Origin of the sequence: Mycobacterium cajalii, from assembly GCF_045809005.2 — a bacterium.
GTDB lineage: Bacteria > Actinomycetota > Actinomycetes > Mycobacteriales > Mycobacteriaceae > Mycobacterium.
Genome location: NZ_CM141436.1, coordinates 3,232,883 through 3,254,471, shown reverse-complemented (window position 1 = coordinate 3,254,471; position 21,589 = coordinate 3,232,883). Strand labels below are relative to the sequence as shown.

22 protein-coding genes and 1 pseudogene are annotated in these 21,589 nt (G+C 69.2%); 13 read left to right on the top strand and 10 right to left on the bottom strand.

Annotation, left to right across the window (positions count from 1 at the left end):
- Positions 1–899: 899 nt before the first annotated feature.
- Entirely contained in the window at positions 900–1,559 is a 660-nt protein-coding gene (locus ACJ512_RS15495) for a hypothetical protein (RefSeq protein WP_407689120.1), read from the bottom strand.
- A 97-nt stretch (positions 1,560–1,656) separates the two neighbouring features.
- On the opposite strand from ACJ512_RS15495, the gene ACJ512_RS15490 reads away from it, so the two are divergent.
- Positions 1,657–3,084: an amino acid permease gene (locus ACJ512_RS15490; protein ID WP_407689121.1), complete on the top strand. Its 1,428-nt coding sequence runs from the start codon at positions 1,657–1,659 to the stop codon at positions 3,082–3,084.
- A 6-nt stretch (positions 3,085–3,090) separates the two neighbouring features.
- On the opposite strand, the gene ACJ512_RS15485 is transcribed toward ACJ512_RS15490, so the two are convergent.
- A complete protein-coding gene (locus tag ACJ512_RS15485; RefSeq protein ID WP_407689122.1) occupies positions 3,091–4,545 on the bottom strand; it encodes an aldehyde dehydrogenase family protein in 1,455 nt (484 codons plus the stop codon).
- A 172-nt stretch (positions 4,546–4,717) separates the two neighbouring features.
- Between ACJ512_RS15485 and ACJ512_RS15480 the strand changes: the two genes are divergently transcribed.
- Positions 4,718–6,025, top strand: a complete 1,308-nt coding sequence (locus ACJ512_RS15480; RefSeq protein ID WP_407689123.1) for a hydroxyacid-oxoacid transhydrogenase — start codon at positions 4,718–4,720, stop codon at positions 6,023–6,025.
- A 37-nt stretch (positions 6,026–6,062) separates the two neighbouring features.
- Here ACJ512_RS15480 and ACJ512_RS15475 read toward each other — a convergent pair whose 3' ends face one another.
- Positions 6,063–6,965 carry an NAD-dependent epimerase/dehydratase family protein gene (locus ACJ512_RS15475; RefSeq protein WP_407689124.1) on the bottom strand — a complete coding sequence of 301 codons (903 nt, stop codon included), beginning with the start codon at positions 6,963–6,965 and terminating at the stop codon, positions 6,063–6,065.
- 185 nt (positions 6,966–7,150) lie between these two features.
- Here ACJ512_RS15475 and ACJ512_RS15470 point away from each other — a divergent pair, with 185 nt between their 5' ends.
- The 5 genes and pseudogenes from ACJ512_RS15470 to ACJ512_RS15450 all read left to right on the top strand — a co-directional run bounded on the left by ACJ512_RS15470 (position 7,151) and on the right by ACJ512_RS15450 (position 9,422).
- The gene (locus ACJ512_RS15470) at positions 7,151–7,459 is read left to right on the top strand and encodes a hypothetical protein (protein WP_407689125.1); all 309 of its coding nucleotides are present in this window, start codon (positions 7,151–7,153) and stop codon (positions 7,457–7,459) included.
- A 41-nt stretch (positions 7,460–7,500) separates the two neighbouring features.
- A complete protein-coding gene (locus tag ACJ512_RS15465) occupies positions 7,501–8,217 on the top strand; it encodes a hypothetical protein (protein ID WP_407689126.1) in 717 nt (238 codons plus the stop codon).
- A gap of 183 nt (positions 8,218–8,400) precedes the next feature.
- A pseudogene (locus ACJ512_RS15460) lies at positions 8,401–8,559 on the top strand (class I SAM-dependent methyltransferase); the annotation flags it as partial.
- 215 nt (positions 8,560–8,774) lie between these two features.
- Positions 8,775–9,047: a hypothetical protein gene (locus ACJ512_RS15455; RefSeq protein ID WP_407689129.1), complete on the top strand. Its 273-nt coding sequence runs from the start codon at positions 8,775–8,777 to the stop codon at positions 9,045–9,047.
- A gap of 228 nt (positions 9,048–9,275) precedes the next feature.
- A complete protein-coding gene (locus tag ACJ512_RS15450; protein WP_369738642.1) occupies positions 9,276–9,422 on the top strand; it encodes a hypothetical protein in 147 nt (48 codons plus the stop codon).
- Positions 9,423–9,506: 84 nt separating this feature from the next.
- Here the strand turns inward: ACJ512_RS15450 and ACJ512_RS15445 are convergent, their stop codons facing one another.
- Positions 9,507–10,424 (bottom strand): universal stress protein, encoded by a 918-nt coding sequence (locus tag ACJ512_RS15445; protein WP_407689127.1) that lies wholly within the window; start codon positions 10,422–10,424, stop codon positions 9,507–9,509.
- A 172-nt stretch (positions 10,425–10,596) separates the two neighbouring features.
- Positions 10,597–11,844, bottom strand: coding sequence for a 3-oxoacyl-ACP synthase KasB (gene kasB, locus ACJ512_RS15440; protein WP_407689128.1), 1,248 nt, complete (start codon positions 11,842–11,844; stop codon positions 10,597–10,599).
- A 357-nt stretch (positions 11,845–12,201) separates the two neighbouring features.
- Here kasB and ACJ512_RS15435 point away from each other — a divergent pair, with 357 nt between their 5' ends.
- A complete protein-coding gene (locus tag ACJ512_RS15435; RefSeq protein WP_461479751.1) occupies positions 12,202–13,923 on the top strand; it encodes a transposase in 1,722 nt (573 codons plus the stop codon).
- Between the two features lie 265 nt (positions 13,924–14,188).
- Entirely contained in the window at positions 14,189–14,806 is a 618-nt protein-coding gene (locus ACJ512_RS15430; RefSeq protein ID WP_407688812.1) for a PE family protein, read from the top strand.
- Positions 14,807–14,821: 15 nt separating this feature from the next.
- Here the strand turns inward: ACJ512_RS15430 and ACJ512_RS15425 are convergent, their stop codons facing one another.
- Positions 14,822–16,003, bottom strand: a complete 1,182-nt coding sequence (locus ACJ512_RS15425; RefSeq protein WP_407688811.1) for an acyl-CoA dehydrogenase family protein — start codon at positions 16,001–16,003, stop codon at positions 14,822–14,824.
- 142 nt (positions 16,004–16,145) lie between these two features.
- Here ACJ512_RS15425 and ACJ512_RS15420 point away from each other — a divergent pair, with 142 nt between their 5' ends.
- Entirely contained in the window at positions 16,146–16,535 is a 390-nt protein-coding gene (locus ACJ512_RS15420; RefSeq protein WP_407688810.1) for an NYN domain-containing protein, read from the top strand.
- Between the two features lie 5 nt (positions 16,536–16,540).
- Entirely contained in the window at positions 16,541–17,473 is a 933-nt protein-coding gene (locus tag ACJ512_RS15415; protein ID WP_407688814.1) for an NAD(P)H-dependent flavin oxidoreductase, read from the top strand.
- Between the two features lie 24 nt (positions 17,474–17,497).
- Here ACJ512_RS15415 and tpx read toward each other — a convergent pair whose 3' ends face one another.
- Entirely contained in the window at positions 17,498–17,992 is a 495-nt protein-coding gene (gene tpx, locus ACJ512_RS15410) for a thiol peroxidase (protein ID WP_407688809.1), read from the bottom strand.
- Positions 17,993–18,054: 62 nt separating this feature from the next.
- Positions 18,055–18,531 carry a nuclear transport factor 2 family protein gene (locus ACJ512_RS15405; protein ID WP_407688808.1) on the bottom strand — a complete coding sequence of 159 codons (477 nt, stop codon included), beginning with the start codon at positions 18,529–18,531 and terminating at the stop codon, positions 18,055–18,057.
- Positions 18,532–18,589: 58 nt separating this feature from the next.
- On the opposite strand from ACJ512_RS15405, the gene ACJ512_RS15400 reads away from it, so the two are divergent.
- On the top strand, positions 18,590–19,354 hold the full coding sequence (locus ACJ512_RS15400) for an SDR family oxidoreductase (protein ID WP_407688807.1): 765 nt from the start codon (positions 18,590–18,592) through the stop codon (positions 19,352–19,354).
- A gap of 7 nt (positions 19,355–19,361) precedes the next feature.
- On the opposite strand, the gene ACJ512_RS15395 is transcribed toward ACJ512_RS15400, so the two are convergent.
- Entirely contained in the window at positions 19,362–19,730 is a 369-nt protein-coding gene (locus ACJ512_RS15395; RefSeq protein ID WP_407688806.1) for a SpoIIAA family protein, read from the bottom strand.
- Between the two features lie 106 nt (positions 19,731–19,836).
- Positions 19,837–20,502, bottom strand: coding sequence for a hypothetical protein (locus ACJ512_RS15390; RefSeq protein ID WP_407688805.1), 666 nt, complete (start codon positions 20,500–20,502; stop codon positions 19,837–19,839).
- Positions 20,503–20,616: 114 nt separating this feature from the next.
- On the opposite strand from ACJ512_RS15390, the gene ACJ512_RS15385 reads away from it, so the two are divergent.
- Positions 20,617–21,468, top strand: a complete 852-nt coding sequence (locus tag ACJ512_RS15385) for a bile acid:sodium symporter family protein (protein ID WP_407688813.1) — start codon at positions 20,617–20,619, stop codon at positions 21,466–21,468.
- Positions 21,469–21,589 lie beyond the last annotated feature (121 nt).

The following is a 21,589-nucleotide window of genomic DNA, read 5'->3' as shown; positions in this document are numbered from 1 at the left end:
CGCCCATCCCCGGCCGGCACCGTGAACACCACCGCCGGCCGACACCGTCACCGCGAGCATCACAGCGTCAGCGTGAACACCAAATCGCGCTAATCATCCTCACCGAGAACGCCGCCAACATGCTCACCTTGAACGCCGGTCAACAGTCTGAGCGGATGAGACGCGGAATACCCCGTCTATGCAGGGCTTATAAAGCTCGACAGTCGTGACCTGACCGACCTAAGATCCTTCCTGTCGCCGCCACCCTCGGGGCCGCAGTCTGGGAGTTAACCGCCGTCGCAACCACACCGAGATAAGGCCAACCATGAAACTGTTCATAGCGGCACTCACCGCCACGGCTGTGCTGCCGGCGGCGGCTGGTGTCGTCGCTCCCGCAGCCCACGCCGACTGCTACTCCCCCGCGTATCACTGGCGTGAGGTGTGCACCGGCGCTGGGGGTGCACCCGGCCCCGGCCAGACACCATTCACCGGCTACCCGAACACACCCCCGCCGATTCATTGCACGTACACCGCGACAGGGCAGGTCGCTGATTGTGCTTCGGGTGGGCCAGCCGATATGCCGCAAAGCCCGATCACCGGGGGCCGGCCGGTGCCAAACCCGTGCCCCAACGGCATCGACCCGACGCACACCTCACCGAACTGGCAAGACCCGTCGTGGCCCTTCAACCAGTGCGGGCTGCCTAAACGATGACCAGGTGTGTGCTACAAGACTGCGCAGAGGCCCATTAAAGGACGGCCGCTAGAAACAATCCCCCGCCGACGACCCCGCCTACCGGCGGGCGCTGGACACCGGGGCCGTGGCGGGTTGGCCGGTCCCACCTGGCCCACCGCGCCGTGTCGGATACATGGGTGATCGAGCTTCCAGGGCCGGGCATACGTTGCGTTATAGCACCCGCCGGTCACCTGCCGGCGAACCATGCGGTCGTCACCGCGTGGATCTGCGGCGGCGGGAACGGAGTGCTCGAGGTGCCCACCTGGCCGACCTTGACCGTCCACACCGGCGCCGCGCGATCGATGCAGGTTCCCGCGCCCTGGCTGGGCAGCCACAGGACCGCCAGGTGGACGGCGGGGTCGCCGCAGCCGTACACCCCGACATAGCCGTCGTCCCGCCCACCCCACGCGCCGCCGTTGCGCAACAGGCAGCGCGTGCCGTCGTCGAGAACCAGCGCGAACGGATCGGGCGTCGCGACGGGCTGCACCGGCGGCAGCGGACCGCCGTAGCCCACCCGGTGCAGGCGCATGTCCCAGGGATTGTCGATGCACAGCAGCGACCCGGGTGTGGCGGGCCAGCAGGTGCCGGCGCCGGCGGCGCTGGGCGAGCAGTAGTAGATGTCGTCGGCCACGGCCGACGGCGACGGGGTGGTGCATTGGTCGACGGTGGTGACGTTGCCCTGTGCCGGCGCCTCCTGATAGCCGTCGACCGGCTGGCCGTCGGGTGCCACGGCCACGGTGGTGATCACCTCCGTCGGCGGTGGATCGGCATTCGCCGGCGCGGCCGGCCAGCAGACGGCCGCCGCCGCGGCGACACCGGCGGCAACGGATGCGGCTCGCGAGACCATGTCGCACCCACCTTCCGTTCGGCCCCGGATGCAGCGTAAGACGCGCGGCGTTGCGTGTGTCCGGAATCGCGCGCCGCCGGTCCGGTACCGTCCGCTAATGCCCGACGACGCCGCCGTCCCGCACCTGCACCGGGGGCTGTCCAACCGCCACATCCAGCTGATCGCGATCGGCGGCGCGATCGGCACGGGCCTGTTCCTGGGGTCGGCGAAAACGATCGCCCACGCCGGGCCGGCGGTGCTGCTGGTGTACGGCATCGTCGGGTTCTTCATGTTCTTCGTGCTGCGCGCGATGGGCGAAGTGCTGCTGTCGAACCTGAACTACAAGTCGTTCGTCGACTTCGCGGCCGATCTGCTCGGCCCCGCGGCGGCCTTCTTCATGGGGTGGTCGTACTGGTTGGCCTGGGTCGTCACCGGCACCGCGGAGGTGGTCGCGATCACCGGCTACTCGGAGTTCTGGTGGCCCGGGTTGCCGGCGTGGTTGCCGGTGTTGCTAACGGTGGCACTGATCCTCGTGGTGAACCTGTCCGGCGTCCGCAACTTCGGGGAGATCGAGTTCTGGTTCGCCTTGATCAAGGTCGCCGTGATCGTCTGCTTGATCGTCGCCGGGGTCGTCCTGCTGGCGACCGGATACGTCTCACCGCAGGGCCACCGCGCGACCGTCGAGAACCTGTGGAACGACGGCGGATTCTTCCCCACCGGGTTCACGGGCGCGATCGGTGCGTTCCAGATCGCGTCGTTCGCCTTCGTCGGGGTCGAGCTGATCGGTATCGCGGCGGCCGAGACGGTCGACCCACGCCGTACCCTCCCCCGCGCGATCAACGCCGTTCCGCTGCGGGTGGCGATCTTCTACGTCGGGGCGCTGCTGGCCATCCTCACCGTGGTGCCCTGGCGGGACTTCGCCGGCGGGGAATCCCCATTCGTCATGATGTTCTCGCTGGCCGGGCTTTCCGCGGCGGCGTCGATCGTGAACTTCGTCGTCATCACCGCGGCGGCCTCCTCGGCCAATTCCGGGGTTTTCTCCACGGGCCGAATGCTTTTCGGCCTGGCCGACGAAGGCAGCGCCCCGGCGCCGTTCGGCCGGCTCAGCCGCGACGGCGTGCCCTGGCGCGCGCTGCTGACCACGGCGGCGCTGATGCTGGCCGCCATTCCGCTGCTCTACGTGCGTGGTTCGGTGATCGGTGCTTTCACCCTGCTGACCGTCGTCTCGTCGCTGCTGTTCATGTTCGTGTGGGCACTGATCGTGGTGAGTTACCTCGTCTACCGCCGCCGGCACGCGCAGCGCCACGCAGACTCGGCCTACCGGATGCCCGGCGGCGTGGCGATGTGCTGGGCCGTACTCGTCTTCTTCGCATTGGTGGTCGGCACGCTCTGCGTCGACGCCGGAACCGCCGTCGCCCTGGCGTGGGTTCTGTTGTGGTTCGCCGTCCTGGCGGCCGGCTGGCTGCTGGTGCGGCGCCGGCCCGGCCACGCCGAGCGGTATCGGCGGTTCCGCGCGGAGATCAACGCAGACGTGCGCGACCGGTAGATTTCGCTACAGCTGGGTCCAGACCGACTTGGTCTGCATATAGGCCTCGATGCCCTCGCGGCCGAACTCGTGGCCCCACCCGGACTGCTTGTAACCGCCGAAGGGCACCGTGTGGTCGAACACCAACTGGCAGTTCAGCGTCACCGTCCCGGCCTGCAGCCGCTTGGCGAGACGGTGGGCGCGGGCGAGGTTGGTCGTCCAGGCGGTGGCGGCCAGGCCGTAGGTGGTGTCGTTGGCCATGGCCACGGCTTCGTCGTCGTCGTCGAAGGGCAGCACCGTCACGACGGGCCCGAAGATCTCCTGCTGATAGAGCCGCATCCCGCGCTCGACGTTGGTCAGCACCGTCGGGTGCACGAAGTAGCCCTTCCGGTCGAGCCGGTGCCCGCCGGTGACCACCTCGACGCCGTCGGAGCGGCCTTCGTCGAGGAAGCCCATGACGCGGGTGAGCTGCTTCTGGCTGATCAGCGGACCGCTCATGCTGCCCTCCTCCCGGGGGCCGCCCAGCTTCAGGTTGTCGGCGATCATCGCGATGCCCTCGACCACCCGGTCGTACACGCCGCGCTGTACGAAAATCCTTGAGCCACAGACGCATCCCTGGCCGGAGTGCACGAAGATGCCCATCGCGGCCATCATGATGGCCTGGTCGAGGTCGGCGTCGTCATAGATCAGCACCGGCGATTTGCCGCCGAGCTCCAGCATGACTTTTTTGAGGTTGCCGGCGGACGCGCGCACGATCTCCTTGCCGACGTCGGTCGACCCGGTGAAGGCCACCTTCTGCACGTCGGGATGCGCGGTGATCGCCGCGCCCGCGGTGTGGCCGTAGCCGGTGAGCAGGTTGACGACACCCTCGGGCACGCCGGCGTCGGCGATGAGGCGGTCCAGCAGCAGCGCCGAGAGCGGAGTCTCCTCGGCGGGCTTGACGAGCATGCTGCACCCGGCGGCCAGCGCGGGCGCCACCTTGGCGCTCGCGTTGAAGATCGGGCCGTTCCACGGGAAGATCAGCCCGACGACCCCGTAGGGCTCCTTGAGCGTGTAGGTGTGCATGTCGACATACGTGTCCGACGCGATGCCGCTGGTCTTCACGTCGTAGGCGTTGCCGTTGACCTTGGTACACCAGCCGGCGTAGTACCGGAAGAACTCGGCGCAGGTGGGCACGACCAGCTGGGCCTGCATCAGCGGCATGCCGGTGTTGAGCGAGTCCAACTCGGCGAGCTCGTCGGCGTGTTCCTCGATCAGGTCGGCGATGCGCCACATCACCTTGGCCCGTTCGCGCCCCGGCAGGCCGGCCCAAACCCCCGCCTCGAAGGCGGCCTTGGCGCGCGCGGCCGCGTCGTCGACGGCTTCCGGTCCGCAGTCGGTGAACTCGGTGATCGGCTCCTCGGTGACCGGATCGATGACGGGGATGACCTCCCCCGACCCCGGCCGTTTCCGAATGTCCTCGACTACCGACTGCAGCGTCATCCGATCCTTCCCCGTCGCTTGTTGCAACCGGCGCCACGATGCCGGAATGCTGAGCACTTGCTTAGCATCGCGGCTGCGGCGCGGTCAAGGGTCCACGGTCGCGGCGGAGCCGCCGGTGCGGTTCGGCCGCGTGGGGTACTCTCCCGTCGCTACCGGACTCAGGAGGGCCCCGATGGGATGCTGCGAATTCCCGGCCGCGGCCGAGGGCTGCGACGGCGCGTTCACGGTCGACTCCTCCCGGGTCACCTTCGGGCGGGGCTGCCTGGCGGAGTTGGGCGACCGGGCCCGCGCGCTCGGGTTGCGGCGGGTCGCCCTGTTCTCCGATGCGCGGGTGGCCGAACTGCCCGTCTTCGACACGGCGCACGACTCGCTCGTCGCGGCCGGTCTGGACGTGCTCACCTATACCGACGTCCACGTCGAACCCTCGGACGAATCGTTCGCCGAGGCTGCGCGTTTCGCCCGAGAGTCGAACCCGGACGGCTACGTGTCGCTGGGCGGCGGGTCGGTCATCGACACCTGCAAGGCGGCCAACCTCTACGCCACCCACCCCGCCGACCTCCTGGCCTACGTCAACGCGCCGGTCGGCGAGGGCAAACCCGTTCCCGGCCCGCTGCGGCCCCACATCGCCTGCCCCACGACGGCGGGCACCGGCAGCGAAGTCACCGGGATCGCGATCTTCGACCTGCTCGCGCTGTCGGCCAAGACGGGCATCGCCTCGCACGCCCTGCGCCCCACCGAGGCGCTGGTCGATCCCGACTGCACCGCGAGCCTGCCGCCGGAGGTCGTCGCCGCGGCCGGCCTCGACGTGCTGTCGCACGCGCTGGAGTCCTACACCGCACGTCCCTACGTCCATCGGCAGGCCCCCGAACGCCCGAGCCTGCGGCCGATGAGCCAGGGCGCCAACCCGTGGAGCGACCTGGGCTGCCGCGAGGCGTTGCGCGTGCTGGGTCTGTTCATGGAGCGCGCGGTGCGGGACGCCTCCGACGACGACGCCCGGGAGCAGATGATGTGGGCCGCAACGCTTGCCGGCATCGCCTTCGGCAACGCGGGCGTGCACGCGCCGCACGGCATGGCCTACGCGGTGGCCGGGTTGGTGCGCGACTTCCGCCCGCACGGCTACCCCGCCGACGAGCCGCTGGTGCCCCACGGCATGGCCGTCATCCTCAACGCGCCCGCGGTCTTCCGGCGCATCGCGACGGTCAGCCCGGAGCGCCATCTGGAGGCCGCCCGCCTGCTCGGCGCCGACACGCGCGGGGCCGCGGCGGCGGACGCCGGCGAAGTCCTCGCGGCGGAGCTCGTCCGCCTCATGCGTGCGGTGGGCATGCCGAACGGCCTCGGCGGGGTGGGCTACACCGACGCCGACGTGGCGGCGCTCGCCGAGGGCGCCTACCCGCAGCAGCGCCTACTGCAGAACGCGCCGCTGGAGATGACCAAGCCGGTCTTGACGGACCTGTTCCGGCAGGCCCTGCGCTACTGGTAGCCGAACGTCTCCCCGTGTTGCGATGTGCCGCAACCGGTTACGAGCAGACCAGCTCGGGATGAAACTTGGCCGCCATGCGGTGCAGCCCGTCGCGCCAGTCGACCGTCGTCGCGCCCACGAGTTCGCGCATCCGGGTGGCGTCCGTGGGGTTGCCGCGCAGCGCCTGCTCGCTCTCGTCGAAGACCGGTTCGGCGCCCACGAGTGAGCCGAGGTAGCCGCACCACTCCTGAATGCTGACGGTTTGGTCGCCGCACCAGTTGACGGTGGTCGCCGGGACCGACGCCGCTTCCAGCAGTTTGGGGATGGTCGCGATGATGTCGTCCTCGTGGATCGGGTTGTAGCGGGCCGGTCCGCCGGGCGGCACCGGGATCGGGATGCCGGCCAGCATCATCTCCATGTGGTAGAACGGCCAACCGCCGTTGTCGCCGTAGGGGACGTTGAGCCGGGCGATGGTGGTGGGCACGCCGAGAACGCGTGCCATGGTGCGCGCGACGACCTCACCGGCGATCTTGGAGATCGAATAGGTGGGGAACAAAGGCTTGTGGTTGTCGCCCAGGGCGGCGTTCTCGCTGCGGGTCTCGTCGTCGGGGGGGTCGTAGACGGCGGCCGAGGAGCAATGCAGGAAGGCCTTGGCGCCGCGACAATGCGCCATGAGCAGTCCGACCGACTCGGCGTTGGCTCCGAGGTCTTTGTCCCAATGTCCGCTTTTGGCCACGGCCAAGTTGAGAACATACTCGAAATCTTCTGGGAGTTCGCTGAACTCACCGGCCGCCAGGTTCACTGGCACGCACCGGATCCCGGCCTTTTCCAGACGCTCCCGGGCGGCCGGATCGGTGAAGCGGGCAATCCCCCACACCTCGTTCTCGGCCGCGAGGGCCCGGGTGATTGGGGTGGCGATTTGACCTGTCGGACCTGTGATCAGGATTTTTGAGCCGCGCATTGGGCCGATCGTAGGCCACCACGTGACGAGACCCGCAGAGTGTAGCCAACTATCTTCGCGGCAGCGGTCACGGGCGCGCACCGACGGAGATGGTTGCGCCGGCGATTTTTCCAAGCCGGACACGCACAATTTTGGCCGCGATGCTGTTGCGCGCTTTGGCAACCGAGTGCGTACTGTTTGGGTTCATGGATGACCGCGACAAAGATCCGGCGGTGGTTTTGCCCTATCTTGTAGGCAGATCGCTTGCCGCCACCGAGGTCTACGAAGCATTCGGTTACCGCAAATCCGCGTACTACAAGGCGGCTCGTGAGGGCAGGCTCATCACGGCCGACAATCTGATCAGGGTCGCCACCTACTTCGGTTTGAACCCGGTCGACCTGCAGGTCCGCTACGGGTTGATCCCGCCGGAAGCGGTCACCGAATACGTCGAGTCGGCGCCCCACCCGTCCCGACTGCGGGATCTGAGCCCGGACCCGCGCAAGCCGTCGATCTGACGGCGGTTGGGCAAAACGGTCGGTCGCGAGCAGTGAAGTGCGTGCTCATCCTCACGACACTGGCTGCCGTGGTGTGCAGCCTGTGGATCCGCCGTCACACCTGGCGTTCCCGTTGGGAGGCCGGCGCGAGCCTCAACATCGCCCTGCAAGGCTGCGCGGTGTTGCTCATGTCGCCGTGCGCGTCGGCCCATCTGGGGCCGCCGCTGCACCACATTTTCCGGCGGTGGAACGTGGAAGACTTGTTCGCCCATATCTGCCTGGTCGTCGCGGTCACGGCGATAATCCACCACGGCTTGGTCCGGCTCAACGGCGACGAGCAGGTTCGCGGACTTTTCCGCCGGCAGGTCGAGAAGCCGGTGCGGATCGGGGTTCCGCTGCTGGTGGCGACGTTTGTCCTCGCTGACGAGAAATATCAGCCGGACCTGTTCGTGGCCCACGTCAGAACCTTCTGGTTCGGTGCCTACTGGCTGGTGCTCGGGACGATGCTGGTTTATCTGTTTCTCTACGCCGGCCGGGTGTTGCTGATCCTGCGGAAGGATCCCCGCTCCACGTCCACCGCCAACCTCTATCTGGCCTCGGCCGCCTTCGGTGTTACCGCGACCGTGATCCAGGTGGCCACCGCCGAGGTCGGCGTTGACATCACCCTGCCGGCCTGGCTGTGCGCATGCCTGGGCGCGATCGGTTTCGCATACGGTTCCGCGCGGTCGTGGCAGGCCAAAGTCGAATGGTTCGCGGTCGACAGGAATCCTTCGCGGTAGCCAATTCCCGGGGTGGCCGCGCCGCACAGGCGTAGCGTGCACACGGTGAGCCCGCCCGCATCAGAAGCCTTCCGGCACAACACGGAATCGTATGAAAGGCTCTATCGCGGCGAAGCCGCGTTTCCGGGGGCGCCCGCTCCCGACGGCATCCCGTGGGACATCGCAGCGGCCCAGCCGCGGCTGATGGAACTCGAAGCGCTCGGCGCTATCACGGGCAGCGTTCTCGGTGCGGGCTGCGGCACCGGCGACAACGCGATCTTCCTTGCGCGCAAAGGCTACTCGGTGACCGGCGTGGACAGTTCGCCGACCGCGATCGCGCAAGCCCGCGCCCGCGCCGCCGACGTCGGCGTGCGGCTGCGCTTCGAAGTCGCCGACGCGACCGAACTGACTGGCTACGACGGGACTTCGACACCGTCGTCGACAGCGCTCCGTACCACTGCCTGGACCGCGACGGCAGGCCGGCGTAGGCGGCCGCACTGCACCGCGCGACGGCACCGGGTGCGCGCTGGTTTCTCTACTGCTTCTCCGATGACAGCGTCAACGGTGTCATCGCACCGATGGAGGCCGTGCCCGAGGCCGACGTCCGCAGCACCTTGGCAGGCGCCGGTTGGCGCATCGACTTTCTCGGATCGGCCACGTTTCTCGGCAACACGTCGGGCTTCACCGGCAGCTTCGGCAAACTCCCCGAGGCGGTCCTACGCCAGATGCCGCCCGGGCAGGCCGACCAGATGCGCCGCATGGCCGAACACCTGGCCGCGATCCTGCCGCTCCTCGACAACGCCCGCATTCACCGGCCGTGCAACGTCGTCCACGCCACGCGCGTCGGCTGACCCCCAGGGATCCGGGCGGGTGGTGTTTAGGGCCGATGGTCCCTACCCTCGCCGTTGTCCGCACGCGATCATTCCATTCATGACCGAACGAGCCGGCCCGCCCCGCGTGGGCGGCCCATGGCCCGTGATGCGGGGAACCCGCTGACCAGTCCCGCCCCGCAGACCCAGTTGCGTCGAACACGGGCGGCACCTGATTCCAGAGCCGCCCCAACCGAGGAGGAGGTCCTCATGTCCCGTAGCGCCGGAGCCCGGTATGAGTGCGAGGAGTGCGGAGCAGTGCTCGTCTACGAGAAGCCCTGCCCGTGCACCTCGGAGAACGAGCACTCGGAGGTCTGCTGCGACAAGCCGATGAAACAGCTGGTGCAAGCCGGGTAGCGGCCGGCGTACGTCGGTCGGCAGACCAACCCCGTCACCCGCTGAGCGGCGCGTTGGTCCGGTGAACCGCACGGTCCGGCAGGGCTATTCGGAACTCCTGGCGACGATCACCGGTATCCGCGCGGCATTGACGACCGCGCGGCTGACCGAACCCAGCAGCATGCCGCTGAATCCGCCGCGACCGTGGCTGCCGACGACCACGAGCTGGGCGGTCTCGGCCTGTTGGAGCAGTCGGGGTGCCGGTCGATCACTGACGACGATCTTGCTGACCGCCACGTCCGGATAGCGTTGCTGCCATTCCGCCAACCGCTCGGCGAGCACCTCCCCCTCGCGAACCTCGAAGTTCGCCCACTCCACGGGGGCCTGGCCGGGACGCCCGAAGTCCAACGGGCCCATGTCGCTCCACGCGTGCAGAGCCACCAGCGCCACGCCACGGCGGGACGCCTCGTCGAAGGCGATCTCGGTCGCCAGCTCCGAGGCCGGCGAGCCGTCGACACCGACGACGACGGGTGCGTGCGAGCTCACGGCCGCCAGCGAGTCCTCGTCGTGGATGACCGCAACCGGGCACTTGGCGTGGTAGACCAGGCCGGAGCTGACAGACCCGAGCACGGCGCGGGCCACCGCCGTCTGGCCACGGCAGCCCACCACCACCGTCTGGGCCGCCTTGGTGAGATCGATCAGGGTGGGCAGTATCGGGGCGTCGTACAGCACGTCGCTGGTGATCTGGTAGCCGCCATGAGGCTGGGCCGCCTCGGCGGCAATCTTGTGCGCCTCCTCGAGGATCTGGTGCGCGTGCTGTTCCTGCCAGGACGAGTACTCGCCCGGTGGCGGCACCGGCGGCACGGGACCGAAGAATTCGGTGATCGCCGGGGCCACGTGCACCAGCCGCAAAGGCGCCTCGTGCAATGCGGCGTCCCGCGCCGCCCAATCGACGGCCGCCAACGACGACGGCGAGCCGTCGACACCGACCAGAATCTCCGCGGACGTCTGTCGAGGTGACACCCGATTCTCCCTTCGCGAGCGCACACCCGAATGGGCGATGATGCCCGACCCTAGGCGGCCGGACGCGCAGCGTCAGGAGGCCTTGGTCCCTACCTCGAGGGCACTACTGCCTCGTGCCTCGCGCGTGCCTCGGGCGCGGTCGGCGTGAAGGTGGAGTGATCGGTCGCCGGGATCAGTACCGGCCGAAGGCGAGCGCGACGTTGTGTCCGCCGAACCCGAACGAGTTGCTGATGGCGTAGTCGTATTTGCCGGGCCGGGGCTTGCCGGCCACCACGTCCAGGTCGATCTCGGGGTCGAGGTTCTCCAGGTTCAGCGTCGGGGGCACGACCTGGTCGCGCAAGGCGAGCACGGTCAGGATCGCCTCGACGGCGCCCACGGCGCCGACCGAGTGGCCCAGCGCGGACTTGGGCGCATACACCGCGGGCTTGTTGCCGCGCAGCGCGCTGTTGATGGCCTTGCTCTCGGCCAGGTCGCCGACCTGGGTGCCGGTGGCGTGGGCGTTGACATGGTCGATGTCGCCCGGGGTGAGGCCGGCGATCTGGACGGCCCGGCCCATCGCGTGCCCGGCGCGTTCCCCGTTGGGGTCGGGGGCGACCATGTGGAACCCGTCGGAGGTGATGCTCGCGCCCATGATGCGGGCCAGGATGTTGGCGCCGCGCGCCTTGGCGTGTTCCTCGGTCTCGATGACCATCAGCGCGCCGGCCTCCCCGAACACGAAGCCGTCGCGGTCGCGGTCGAACGGACGGCACGCCCCGGCGGGGTCGTCGTTGTTGGTCGACATCACGATGCGCATCTTGGCGAACGCGGCGATCGGCACGGCCTCGATCTTGGTCTCCATGCCGCCGCAGATCGCGATGTCGGCCTCGCCGAGCACGATCTGCTGCCACGCCCGCAGGATGGCCTCCGAACCCGACGCACACGCCGACACCGTCGTGAACACGCCGGCCTTGGCGTGGTGCTCCAACCCGATCGCCGCGGCCGCGGCGTTGGGCATGTACTTGTGCACGACCAGCGGCGACACCGCCCCCGCCCCACGGGCACGCAGGTCGTCGTAGCTGAAGACCAACTCCTCGCCCGAGCCGAGGCCGGTGCCGACCGAGATCATCAGCCGGTTGGAGTCGACCTCGGGGTTGCCCGCGCTGTCCCACACCCGGCGGCTGACCACGGTGGACATGCGTTGCAGATAGCTCATGCGGCGCATCTCGGCGCGAGTCAGCTCGAAATCCTCGAGGAGATGCCCGCCGATGCGCACCGGCAGTTCGAACTCCTTGACGAACGCGTCATCGAGCGTGCGGATGCCGCTTTGGCTGTCGAGCAGGCACTTCCATGTCGTTTCGGCATCGGTCCCCAGCGCGGTTGTCATGGCGACGCCCGTGACCACCACGTCGGGAAAGCCGTTTCCCGTAGCCAACGGTGTCATCGGTGTCGCCGGGCCTTTCTGGGTGCTTCGGAGGGTGAAGAAACGCTGCGACGCATGCACAGCCTCAGCCATCGAAGCACGCGCCCGGCGCCCGCCGGTAGCGGCGACGAACCGTACCGGGGCGTGTGCCGACGCCAAATGGCCAGGACGCAGACCCCTTTTCGGCGATGCCTTCGTCTGCGCACAGCCGTGAACTCTTCGTTTTCTGGCTGACGGTTCGCCGCGGTGATTCGCGAACTGTCGCGGGGTTTCCGGCCGCGAAAAGCGTCGGGAGCACCCCGGCAGGGCCACTAGGTGGCTGGTGTTTTTCGCGTGGCGTTGACCGGGTAATCGGGTGCGGTCGGCGAGAATGGTTGGGTGAGTTTGGGTTTGACGCCGAAACAGGCGGATTTGTGGCGGTCGACGGTGGATTTCTGCGAGGGCCGGGTGGCGCCGGACTCGATTTACAGCGTGCTGCACCGGGAGTGCTTCAACTTGTTCGGCGATGAAATGTTCGCCGACTTGTTCACCGATGTCGGCCGGCGCAGCGTGCCGCCGATGATTGTGGCGGTGGTGATGGTGTTGCAGCGCATCGAGGGGCTTTCGGATCGGGAGGCGGTGGATCGGTTCGCGTTCGACGCGCGGTGGAAGTATGCCGCGGGCGGGCTGGACTTCGATTATCCGGGGTTTGTGCACACCGTGTTGGTGGACATGCGCGCGAGGCTGGCCCGCTCGGATCGCCCGGACCGGATCTTTGAGGTCACCCTGCAAGCGGCCAAGGCGGCCGGGCTGGTGGGCCGTAAGCGGGTGCTGGACTCGACCCCGCTGTATGACGCGGTGGCCACCATGGACACGGTCACATTGATCCGCTCGGCGATCCGGGGACTGCTGGCGGTCGCCGGCGCGGAGCTGCAACCCGCGCTGCGGGCGCGGCTGTCCCGCGACGACGACTACGTCAGCGCCGGCAAACCGGTGTGTGACTACGACGACGTGGCGGCGCGCGAGGCGCTGGTGGACGCGCTGGCCCGCGACGCGTCTGCGCTGCTGGCCTGCCTGGATGAGCAGGCGCTGAAGCCCGAGGTGGACAAGGCGGCCAAACTGTTGGCCACCGTGGTCGGCCAGGACCTCGACCAAGACGCCGCCGACGGGATATTCCGCATCGCGCGCCGTGTGGCCGCCGATCGGGTGATCTCCACGGTGGACCCGCAGGCACGCCACGGCCACAAGACCTCCGCGCGGGGTTTCGACGGATACAAGGGTCACATCGCGATCGACCCCGACGCCGAGATCATCACCGCCACCGAAGTCACCGCCGGCAACGCCGGCGACGCCCAACCCGCCACCGACCTGCTGGCCGGCGACCTACCCACTCCGGTGACCAGCGACACCAACACCGCCGACGGAGATTGCGTTGATCCTCAGGACGACTCGAGCCTCGGTGCAAGTGCTGGCACGACGACCGCGGCCGGCGCGGTCGGTGATGGTGATGGCGACGGGAGCGCCCCCAGCGTGTGCGGAGCCCAAGACCAGCGATGCCCGGCGGTTTACGGCGACGCCGCCTACGGTGCGGGCAAACTGCTGGCCGTGTTGGAAACCGCGGGCGCGGAAATCTTCACCAAGGTGCAGCCACCGACCGCGCCGGGTGGCCGCTACGCCAAGGACCGCTTCGTCATCGACCTCGACGTCGGCACGGTCACCTGCCCGGGCGCGGTGACCGTGCCGATCCGCCCGGCCAAGGGCGGCGGCGGCAACGCGGTGTTCGGCCCGGCTTGCGCCTGCTGCCCACTGGCCGAGCAGTGCACCAGCTCAACCGCCGGGCGCACCATCGCGATCAGCCGCTACGAGGCCGAACTCACCCGTGCTCGCACCACCCAAGCAGATCCGGGCTGGGTCGCCGACTACAAGGCCACCCGGCCGAAAGTGGAACGCAAGATCGGCCACCTGATGCGCCGCCGCCACGGCGGCCGCCGTGCGCGCGTGCGCGGCACCACCAAGGTCGCCGCCGATTTCTCCCTGCTGGCCGCCGCGATCAACCTCGCACGCCTGGGTGTGCTCGGATTACACCGGGAAGGCGCAAACTGGGCCGCCGCCACGACCTGAGGCCGGTCGGCGATGCCAACCGGCCCACCAGGACCGCCTGTAGACCAGCCAAGCAACGGAATCGCCAATCCCGACAACCGAATTCACCTGAGCTAGGAACCGCTCACGACCACACGAGCATCGCCCAATAGCCCGACCGGTCAACCAGCGCCCCCACAATGGCCGTTCGACACCAGCCACCTAGGATCAGTTGTGTCGCCGACGAATCCGGGCCTGAACGGCATGCGGCCGCGGACAAACTCACGGGAGCAGTACGCACATGGAGATGTCCATCGATCCGGCCGCCGCCGCCATCGGGGCGAAACTGATCGAGGTCGCCGCCCGCGGGCTGGGGTCCGGCGCCACCGCGTTGCCGGCCGTGACCGGATTGGCGCCCGCCGGGGCCGAAGAAGTCTCCCTGCAGGCGGCGGCGAGGTTCGCGGCCGAGGGTGAGGCGATGCTGGCGTTGACCAGCGCGGCCCAGGAGGAGCTCGCGCGGGCGGGGGCGGCGTTGATGGACATCGCCCGCGTGTATTCGGAGGTCGACGACGCGGCCGCGGTCACGCTGGCCGCCGGTGCCGCTCAGATCGCCGGCCCGGCCTTGGCGGGCGGGCCGGGCGCGGCGGTCGGCGCGGGCTTGATGCGCTCGGCGACGCTGCCCGGCGCGGCCGGATCGGCCGCCCGTACGCCGCTGCCGGCCAACCTGCTCAACGGAGTCGCGGCGGTCAACCCGTCGACGGTCCTGGGTGTTGTCACCGGACCGCTGAGCACGATGAGCTCGTTCGCCCAGGGCGCGTCGGCGGGCGGTGCCGCCGGACCGGCGCTGGCGTCCTCGGTCACCGGTGAGCCGGACGAGGGCGAGGGCGATGTCCCCGGAGAGCAGGCGGGCGAGGCGCTGGTCTGAGCCGGGGTCCGGCCGTCAGAGCCCGGGCTGGTCGTCGATGATGCCGAGCCATATCTGCGCGGCGTCGATGGCGACCTTCTCGCTGATGAAGGCGTGCTGCGTCCCGGTGTAGACGTCGCGGAAGGCGCGCTCGAGGCGGGTGCCCTCGCGGATCGCGCTGGTCCCGGCCACCAGGTGCGCCCACTCGGCACAGCTTCGGGCAGTGTCGGTGGCGTAGACGGCGGCCACCCGCATGTCGGCGCGCAAAGCCGGTGTCAGCTCTTCGCCCGCCGCCACCGCGGCTTCGACGGTGGTGAACGCGTCGAGCACCAGCAGGCGCGCGGCACGCCAGGCCGCACGATGGTGCGCGAGGCCTTTCTGGAAGGTCGGGCGGCTGGCCAGCGACGCCATGTCGCTCATCCGGAATTTCGTCGCCGCCAGTTCCTGGACGTCGTCGAGCATGCTCTTGGCGACGCCGAGTGCCCAGGACGCGTGGCCCGCGGCGGTGACGGGCATCAGCCCCATGCGCGTGGCCGGCGAGGTGCCGCGGTATGGCCGGCGGGTGAACAGTTCGAAGGTGCGGCTCGCGGGCACGAACACGTCCTGGGCACTGTAGTCATAGGACCCGGTGCCCTTGAGGCCCTGCACGTACCAGCCGTCGTTGAAGCTGATCTGCTCGCGTGGCACCACGGCGACCAGCATCTCGGGAAAACCCTCTGCGGCCCAGCGTATTTCGCCGTTGTCCATCGGCAAGAACCCCGCGGCGACGTACTGCGAGTGCCCGGTCCCCGACCCGAAGCTCCACGACCCGCTCACCACGTAACCGCCGTCCACCGCGTCCCCCTGGCCGTTCGGGAAGAACTGGCCGCCCAGGGTGACGCGGTTGTCGTTGGCCGTGAAGACCTCGGCGAAACCCTCGTCGGGCAGGTAGGCCGCCGCGGCGAACGACGATGGCAGATTGGCGATCCCGATCCACCCGAAAGAGCCGTCCTGCCAAGCCATTTCGATCCACGTCTCGATCATCTCGGCGAATGACGGTTCGATGCCGCCGGCCGCGGCCGGGTTGAACGCGGACATCAGCCCGCTGGCCCACATCTGGTCGACGATCGCCGGGGTCAGGGTGCGCATCCGCTCGGACTCGGCGGCCTCACCCGCCACCAGATCCCGCATGCCGCGCGCCAGCGAAACAACCCGGTCGGTGTCGGCTATCGAGGTCATCGGCCCAATCCCATCGTCGATCACGCCAGTCGTCGTGCGCCAGCATCGAGGGGATGCTGATACGGGTGAACCGTACCAACCCGTCGCAGGATCGCCCCGCAAATGCGTCGCCGAATATCGGGGTCGGCCCTACGGTGAGTGCGTGCGGTGGATTGTCGATGGAATGAACGTGATCGGGAGCCGCCCGGACGGGTGGTGGAAGGACCGCGGCCGCGCCATGGTGGCGCTGGTGGACAGCCTCGACCGGTGGGCGTCGAGCCGGAACGAGGACGTGACCGTGGTGTTCGAGCGGCCGCCGGCCACGGCGATCGCCGCGTCGGTGGTCCGGGTCGCGCATGCGCCGCGGGCGGCGGCGAACTCGGCCGACGACGAGATCGTGCGGCTGGTGGGGGCCGACGCGCGACCGGATGGCATCCGGGTGGTCACCTCGGACAAGGCGCTGGCCGGCCGGGTCACCCGGCTGGGCGCCTGCGCCTACCCCGCGGAACGCTTCCGCGACCTCATCGACGGGCGGGAGCGGCGCGGCTCGTGAGCACCATCAACCGGGTCTGCGAGCTCGCGCGGATCGACATCCCGATCCTGCAGGCCCCGATGACCTACATCGCCGGCGCCCGGCTGGCCGCGGCGGTGTCGAACGCCGGCGCGCTGGGTGTCATCGAGACCACCTCCGAGCAGGGCCGTGCCGATCTGCACCGGGTGCGTGCCCTGACCGACGGTGCGGTGGGCGCCAACATCGCGCTGCTGATGAATCGCGACCCGGCCGTCGTCGACCTGTTCGTCGCCAACGGCATTCGCTTCGTCACCACCTCGGCCGGTGACCCGTTGCTGTTCACCGGTCGGCTCCACGATGCGGGCATCACCGTGTTCCACGTGGTGGGCACCCTGGCCGCGGCGAAGAAGGCCGTCGACGCCGGGGTGGACGGGCTGGTGGTCGAAGGCGTCGAGGGCGGCGGGTTCAAGAACCGGTTCGGCGCGTCGACCATGGTGCTGCTGCCGTTGGTGGCAGCCCACGTCGACGTGCCGATCGTGGCTGCCGGGGGCATCTGCGACGCGCGATCGATGGCGGCCGCGTTCGTGCTCGGCGCCGAGGCCGTGCAGATGGGCACCCGGCTGCTCGCCTCGTCCGACTCGCCGGTACACGGCAACCTCAAGCGGGCGGTGCTGGACGCCGACGAGACGGCCACCGTGCTGCTGCCCCTCGACGGCAAGCGCATGATGCGCGTCATCCGCACGGCGGCCGCCGACAGCCTCGACGCCGCAACATCTCCTGCCGAACGCGCGGCGGCACTGCAACGTGTCCAGCGGCTCTACTTCGACGGTGACATGGACGCCAGCGTCGCCAACACCGGTCAGGTCGCCGGGCGCATCGACGACATCGCACCGGCCGCCGAGATCATCGAACGGACGTGGGCGGGGTGCCGCGCGGTGCTGGCGGCCGCGGCGGAGCGGCTCGGGCCGGCCGAAGGCTGAGCCGGTCCGCGATGCGCCTGGCGGTCAGCCCGCCGCCGCGAGCGCGGCGTCGTAGTCGGGCTCCTGGCCGATCTCGGGCACCAACTCCGTGTAGGCGACGTTGCCGTCGGAGCCGACCACGACGACGGCCCGGGCCAGCAGCCCAGCCATCGGCCCGTCGGTGATGGTGACGCCGTAATCCTCGCCGAAAGTGTCCCGGAACGCCGATGCCGTCTTGACGTTCTCGATGCCCTCCGCGCCGCAGAACCGCGAGAACGCGAACGGCAGGTCCTTCGACACGCACACCACGGTGGACCCGCCCGCGGCGGCGCGCTCGTTGAACTTGCGCACGCTGGTCGCGCACACCGGGGTGTCCACGGATGGAAAGATGTTCAGCACCACGGGCTTACCGCGGAACTGCTCGCTGGTGACCGGACCCAGGTCGCCACCGGTCAGGTTGAAGGTCGGGGCCGGGGACCCGACGGCGGGCAGCTCGCCGACGGTGTTGATCGCGTTTCCGCGCAAGGTTATCTGTGCCATGCGCACAGTCTGCCAAGCCCGGCGGGACGCCCCGGGGTCAGGGCTTGGATAGCCACATCCGGTCAGGCCCCCGGCTGCAGGATCTCGGTCGAGGCCAACTGGCCGCCGGCCTGCATCCACGCGGCGATCACCCCCGGCGCGTCACGGTTGGGGTTGTAGATGTCCTCCTCACTGGAGAACAGGCCGTCGCCGGCGTAGACGAGCCGGGTCCAGTTCGGGAACCAGAAGGGCTCCCCGTTCGGGTCGGTGGGGTGGTCGAGCAGATTCTTGATCATGACGACGACGGCGTCGTTGTCCTCGTCGTAGGCGACCCAGTCGTTGGGAAAGCGCATGTGCGGGAACGGGGCCATCACCGCGACGATCCAGTCCCGGACCGCCTCCCGTCCGCGGAACACCCCATAGTGGTGTTCGGTGTAGACGACGTCCTCGGCGAAAAGGTCGGCAAAGGGACGCCAGTCGCCCGACGAACTGCACCCCTCGACGACGGTGGTGTAGTGCCGGACGGCCTGCTCGACTTCGGCCCTGCTGAATTTGCCCATGGCGGACAGACTAGAACGTGTTTCGGTGACCGGGCACTCGTTGGAACGGGGAGATCGCATGAACGTGTTGGAATTGTTCGACCTGCGGGGCAAGGCGGCTCTGGTGACGGGCGCGTCCAGCGGTATCGGCAAACACGTGGCGCTGGCCTATCTGCAGGCCGGCGCCCGGGTGGCCGTCGCGGCAAGGCATTCCGAACCGTTGGAGAGGGTGGCCGCCGACCTCGCCGGTGCCGGCGAGGTCGTGCCCGTCCGGTGCGACGTGACCCAGCGGGATCAGGTGTCCGCGATGCTGGACCGGGTCACCGCGGAGTTGGGCGGCGTCGACATCGCGGTCTGCAATGCCGGCATCGTCTCGGTGCAGGCGCTGCTGGACATGGCACCGGAGGAGTTCCAGCGCATCCAGGACACCAACGTGACCGGCGTGTTCCTCACGGCCCAGGCGGCGGCGCGCGCGATGGTCCGCCAAGGCCGGGGCGGGGTCATCATCACCACCGCCTCGATGTCGGGCCACATCATCAACGTTCCGCAGCCGGTAGGCCACTACTGCGCCTCCAAGGCCGCCGTCATCCACCTGACCAAGGCCATGGCCGTCGAGTTGGCTCCACACAACATCCGGGTGAACAGCGTCAGTCCCGGCTACATTCGCACCGAACTCGTCGAGCCGCTGGCCGAGTACCACCGGCAGTGGGAACCGAAGATACCGCTCGGCCGCATGGGCCGCCCCGACGAGCTCACCGGCCTCTACCTGTACCTGGCCAGCGAGGCATCCAGCTACATGACCGGCTCCGACGTAGTGATCGACGGCGGCTACACCTGCCCGTGAGTGCCGGTCAGGAGCCGTTGGCGATCCACTGCCGCGCCTGCTCCACCTGCCCGCCCGGGAAGTGCCGGATCTCGGCCGACACGAAGTGAGAGGTCAGGTGCTCGGCCACGTCGCCGAGGGGCGAGTCGGTGACCACCGCGATCTTCTTGACGTGCTTGTGGTGCTCGCGCACGAAGCGGAAGTGGGTCACCATCGAGCCGAAACTGTCCCATCCGGGGAACGACGATGCGCTGATGATGAGGCCGGCGAGGTCGCCGTGGGCCTCGATCTGCGGGTCGACGGCCTTGGCGAGTTCGACGAAATCCGCCTTGTCGAGGGCCGACTTCGGTCGCACCTCCAGGATGGAATGCTCGGTGTCCAAGTCGTATTCGATCATCGTGTGCTCCTGAGGGATCATTGGTGGATCGCTGCCGCCATGATGTCGGGAACCGGCCTGCGCGGATAAGGGCCCAAAGGCATCGGTCGACGGTGCGAAGTGCCCTTCACCCCTCCAGCTGGCCGGCGATCCCCCGCTCGATGCCGGCCTGCGTCGAGGCCGGCAGCACGATGAGGCCGTCGAGTTCCCTGCCGGCCCGTTCGTAGGCGTTCTGCCGCTCCTGCGGCGACGCGGCCCGGTCCGAGGCGACCCGCAGCAGGCTCTGGGCGCGCGCGATGCGCTGCTGGTCGGCTCGCGAAAAGTCATTGCGGCGTCGCCGCTTCGCCTCGGCCTCGGCGATCTCGAACGCGGTCACGTAGTCCTCGACGGCGGCCCGGTAAAGCGCGGCGGCCTCCGGGTCGTCGAGCAGGTCCTCGGCCTTGACCGGACGCAACAGGTCGGCACGGAGTTTGGCCTTGTGGAACTCGACGGTGAGCGGGTCGCGCATGTCGGTCATGACCGGGAAGTCCAGCAGCTTCGCGACGTCGAGTTCGTAGTCGAGCCAACGGGTGTCGGTGCGGGTGTGCTCGTCGATGACCCGCCGCAGCATCCGCCACTGCGTGGCCTGGTCGGTGCCGGAGGCGGGGCGGGCCGCGTCCGCGTCGGCTCCCGCCGGATCCCGGGCCGCGGTGCGCTGCCTGTTGGCCGCGAACCCCTTCACCGCGGCGACGACCACGCCCGCCAGCGGCAGGATCACGATCAGCAGCTCCGCCAGCCGGAAAATGAGGCCCACCCGGCCAGGATGCCACTCCTGCGCCCCGGAGCGTCCCGGGCGCCATCCGCGCGTCGACGAGTAGCGGCCACTTGCCGGATGCCGCGGGCGTCGTGTCAATCTGGATGGGTGACGATGGCCGACGCGGCAAAGCTTGCCTTCCAGATCAGCCTCTTCGTGGTGATCCTCGGGTATGGGTTGACGGCGCGGTTCTCCGACGTGACCTTCGTGCTGCGCCTCCCCGATCTGCTGGCCCGTTCCCTGCTGGCCGTGCTCGTCGTCGCGCCGGTGATAGCCGCCGTCCTGGTCAGCGTGTTGGCCCTGCGCCCGCAGGTGGCGATCGCGCTCGTGGCGCTGGCGATCTCACCCCTGCCGCCGCTGCTGCCGCGGCGCGGTGAAAAGGCCGGCGGACAGGTGCAGTACGGGCTCGGCCTGGTCGTCGTGCTGGCCGTTCTCGCCGTTCCGTGGACCGCCGTGGCGACGCCCCTGCTGGGGCATGTGTTCGGCCGCCAGTACGTGGTGAGCGCCTGGAACATCGCGGAGCTGATGGTCACCTCGGTGCTGGCGCCGCTGGTGGCCGGCATGACGATCCGGTCGCGCCGGCCGGAACTCGCCGAACGCATAGCCGGCCCCATCGAACGCGTCCAGCGATGGGCGCTCCCGGTGGCCATGATCGTGCTGCTGATCGGCGCGGCACCGGCCATGTGGACGCTCATGGGCAATTGGACGCTGGTGGCCATGGTGCTGTTCGTGACGATCATGGTCGTCATCGGGCATGTGCTGGGTGGCCCCGATCCCCGGTACTCGGCGGTGCTGGCCTTCGCGACCAGCTGCCGCCACCCCGCCGCCGCGCTGACGGTTGCCGCGGCGAACTTCCCCAACGCCGAGGAGTACGGGGCCGTCGCCCTCTACGGCCTGGTCACCGCCGCGATCGGCGCGCTCTACACCCGCTGGCTGCGCCGGCGCTCGGTGACGTTGGCTTCCTGACCACCGGCCGAGGACGGCGGCACGCCCCCGGCGCCTCCGCTCGCAAAATGCCGAAGCCGTGCAGGGCCTGCAACGTGCTCACCTACGTCGTGTTCGCGGTGCTCGCCTGCCGGTGCCGACG

What these genes read in the sequence shown, in the direction of transcription:
- ACJ512_RS15485 (WP_407689122.1), bottom strand. Translation starts at nt 4,545, where the DNA reads ATGACGCTGCAGTCGGTAGTCGAGGACATTCGGAAACGGCCGGGGTCG.
- ACJ512_RS15430 (WP_407688812.1), top strand. Translation starts at nt 14,189, where the DNA reads ATGTCCATCGATCCGGCCGCCGCCGCCATCGGGGCGAAACTGATCGAG.
- ACJ512_RS15470 (WP_407689125.1), top strand. Translation starts at nt 7,151, where the DNA reads ATGGATGACCGCGACAAAGATCCGGCGGTGGTTTTGCCCTATCTTGTA.
- ACJ512_RS15495 (WP_407689120.1), bottom strand. Translation starts at nt 1,559, where the DNA reads ATGGTCTCGCGAGCCGCATCCGTTGCCGCCGGTGTCGCCGCGGCGGCG.
- ACJ512_RS15400 (WP_407688807.1), top strand. Translation starts at nt 18,590, where the DNA reads ATGAACGTGTTGGAATTGTTCGACCTGCGGGGCAAGGCGGCTCTGGTG.
- ACJ512_RS15385 (WP_407688813.1), top strand. Translation starts at nt 20,617, where the DNA reads ATGGCCGACGCGGCAAAGCTTGCCTTCCAGATCAGCCTCTTCGTGGTG.
- ACJ512_RS15490 (WP_407689121.1), top strand. Translation starts at nt 1,657, where the DNA reads ATGCCCGACGACGCCGCCGTCCCGCACCTGCACCGGGGGCTGTCCAAC.
- ACJ512_RS15395 (WP_407688806.1), bottom strand. Translation starts at nt 19,730, where the DNA reads ATGATCGAATACGACTTGGACACCGAGCATTCCATCCTGGAGGTGCGA.
- kasB (WP_407689128.1), bottom strand. Translation starts at nt 11,844, where the DNA reads ATGACACCGTTGGCTACGGGAAACGGCTTTCCCGACGTGGTGGTCACG.
- tpx (WP_407688809.1), bottom strand. Translation starts at nt 17,992, where the DNA reads ATGGCACAGATAACCTTGCGCGGAAACGCGATCAACACCGTCGGCGAG.
- ACJ512_RS15425 (WP_407688811.1), bottom strand. Translation starts at nt 16,003, where the DNA reads ATGACCTCGATAGCCGACACCGACCGGGTTGTTTCGCTGGCGCGCGGC.
- ACJ512_RS15455 (WP_407689129.1), top strand. Translation starts at nt 8,775, where the DNA reads ATGGAGGCCGTGCCCGAGGCCGACGTCCGCAGCACCTTGGCAGGCGCC.
- ACJ512_RS15450 (WP_369738642.1), top strand. Translation starts at nt 9,276, where the DNA reads ATGTCCCGTAGCGCCGGAGCCCGGTATGAGTGCGAGGAGTGCGGAGCA.
- ACJ512_RS15475 (WP_407689124.1), bottom strand. Translation starts at nt 6,965, where the DNA reads ATGCGCGGCTCAAAAATCCTGATCACAGGTCCGACAGGTCAAATCGCC.
- ACJ512_RS15480 (WP_407689123.1), top strand. Translation starts at nt 4,718, where the DNA reads ATGGGATGCTGCGAATTCCCGGCCGCGGCCGAGGGCTGCGACGGCGCG.
- ACJ512_RS15405 (WP_407688808.1), bottom strand. Translation starts at nt 18,531, where the DNA reads ATGGGCAAATTCAGCAGGGCCGAAGTCGAGCAGGCCGTCCGGCACTAC.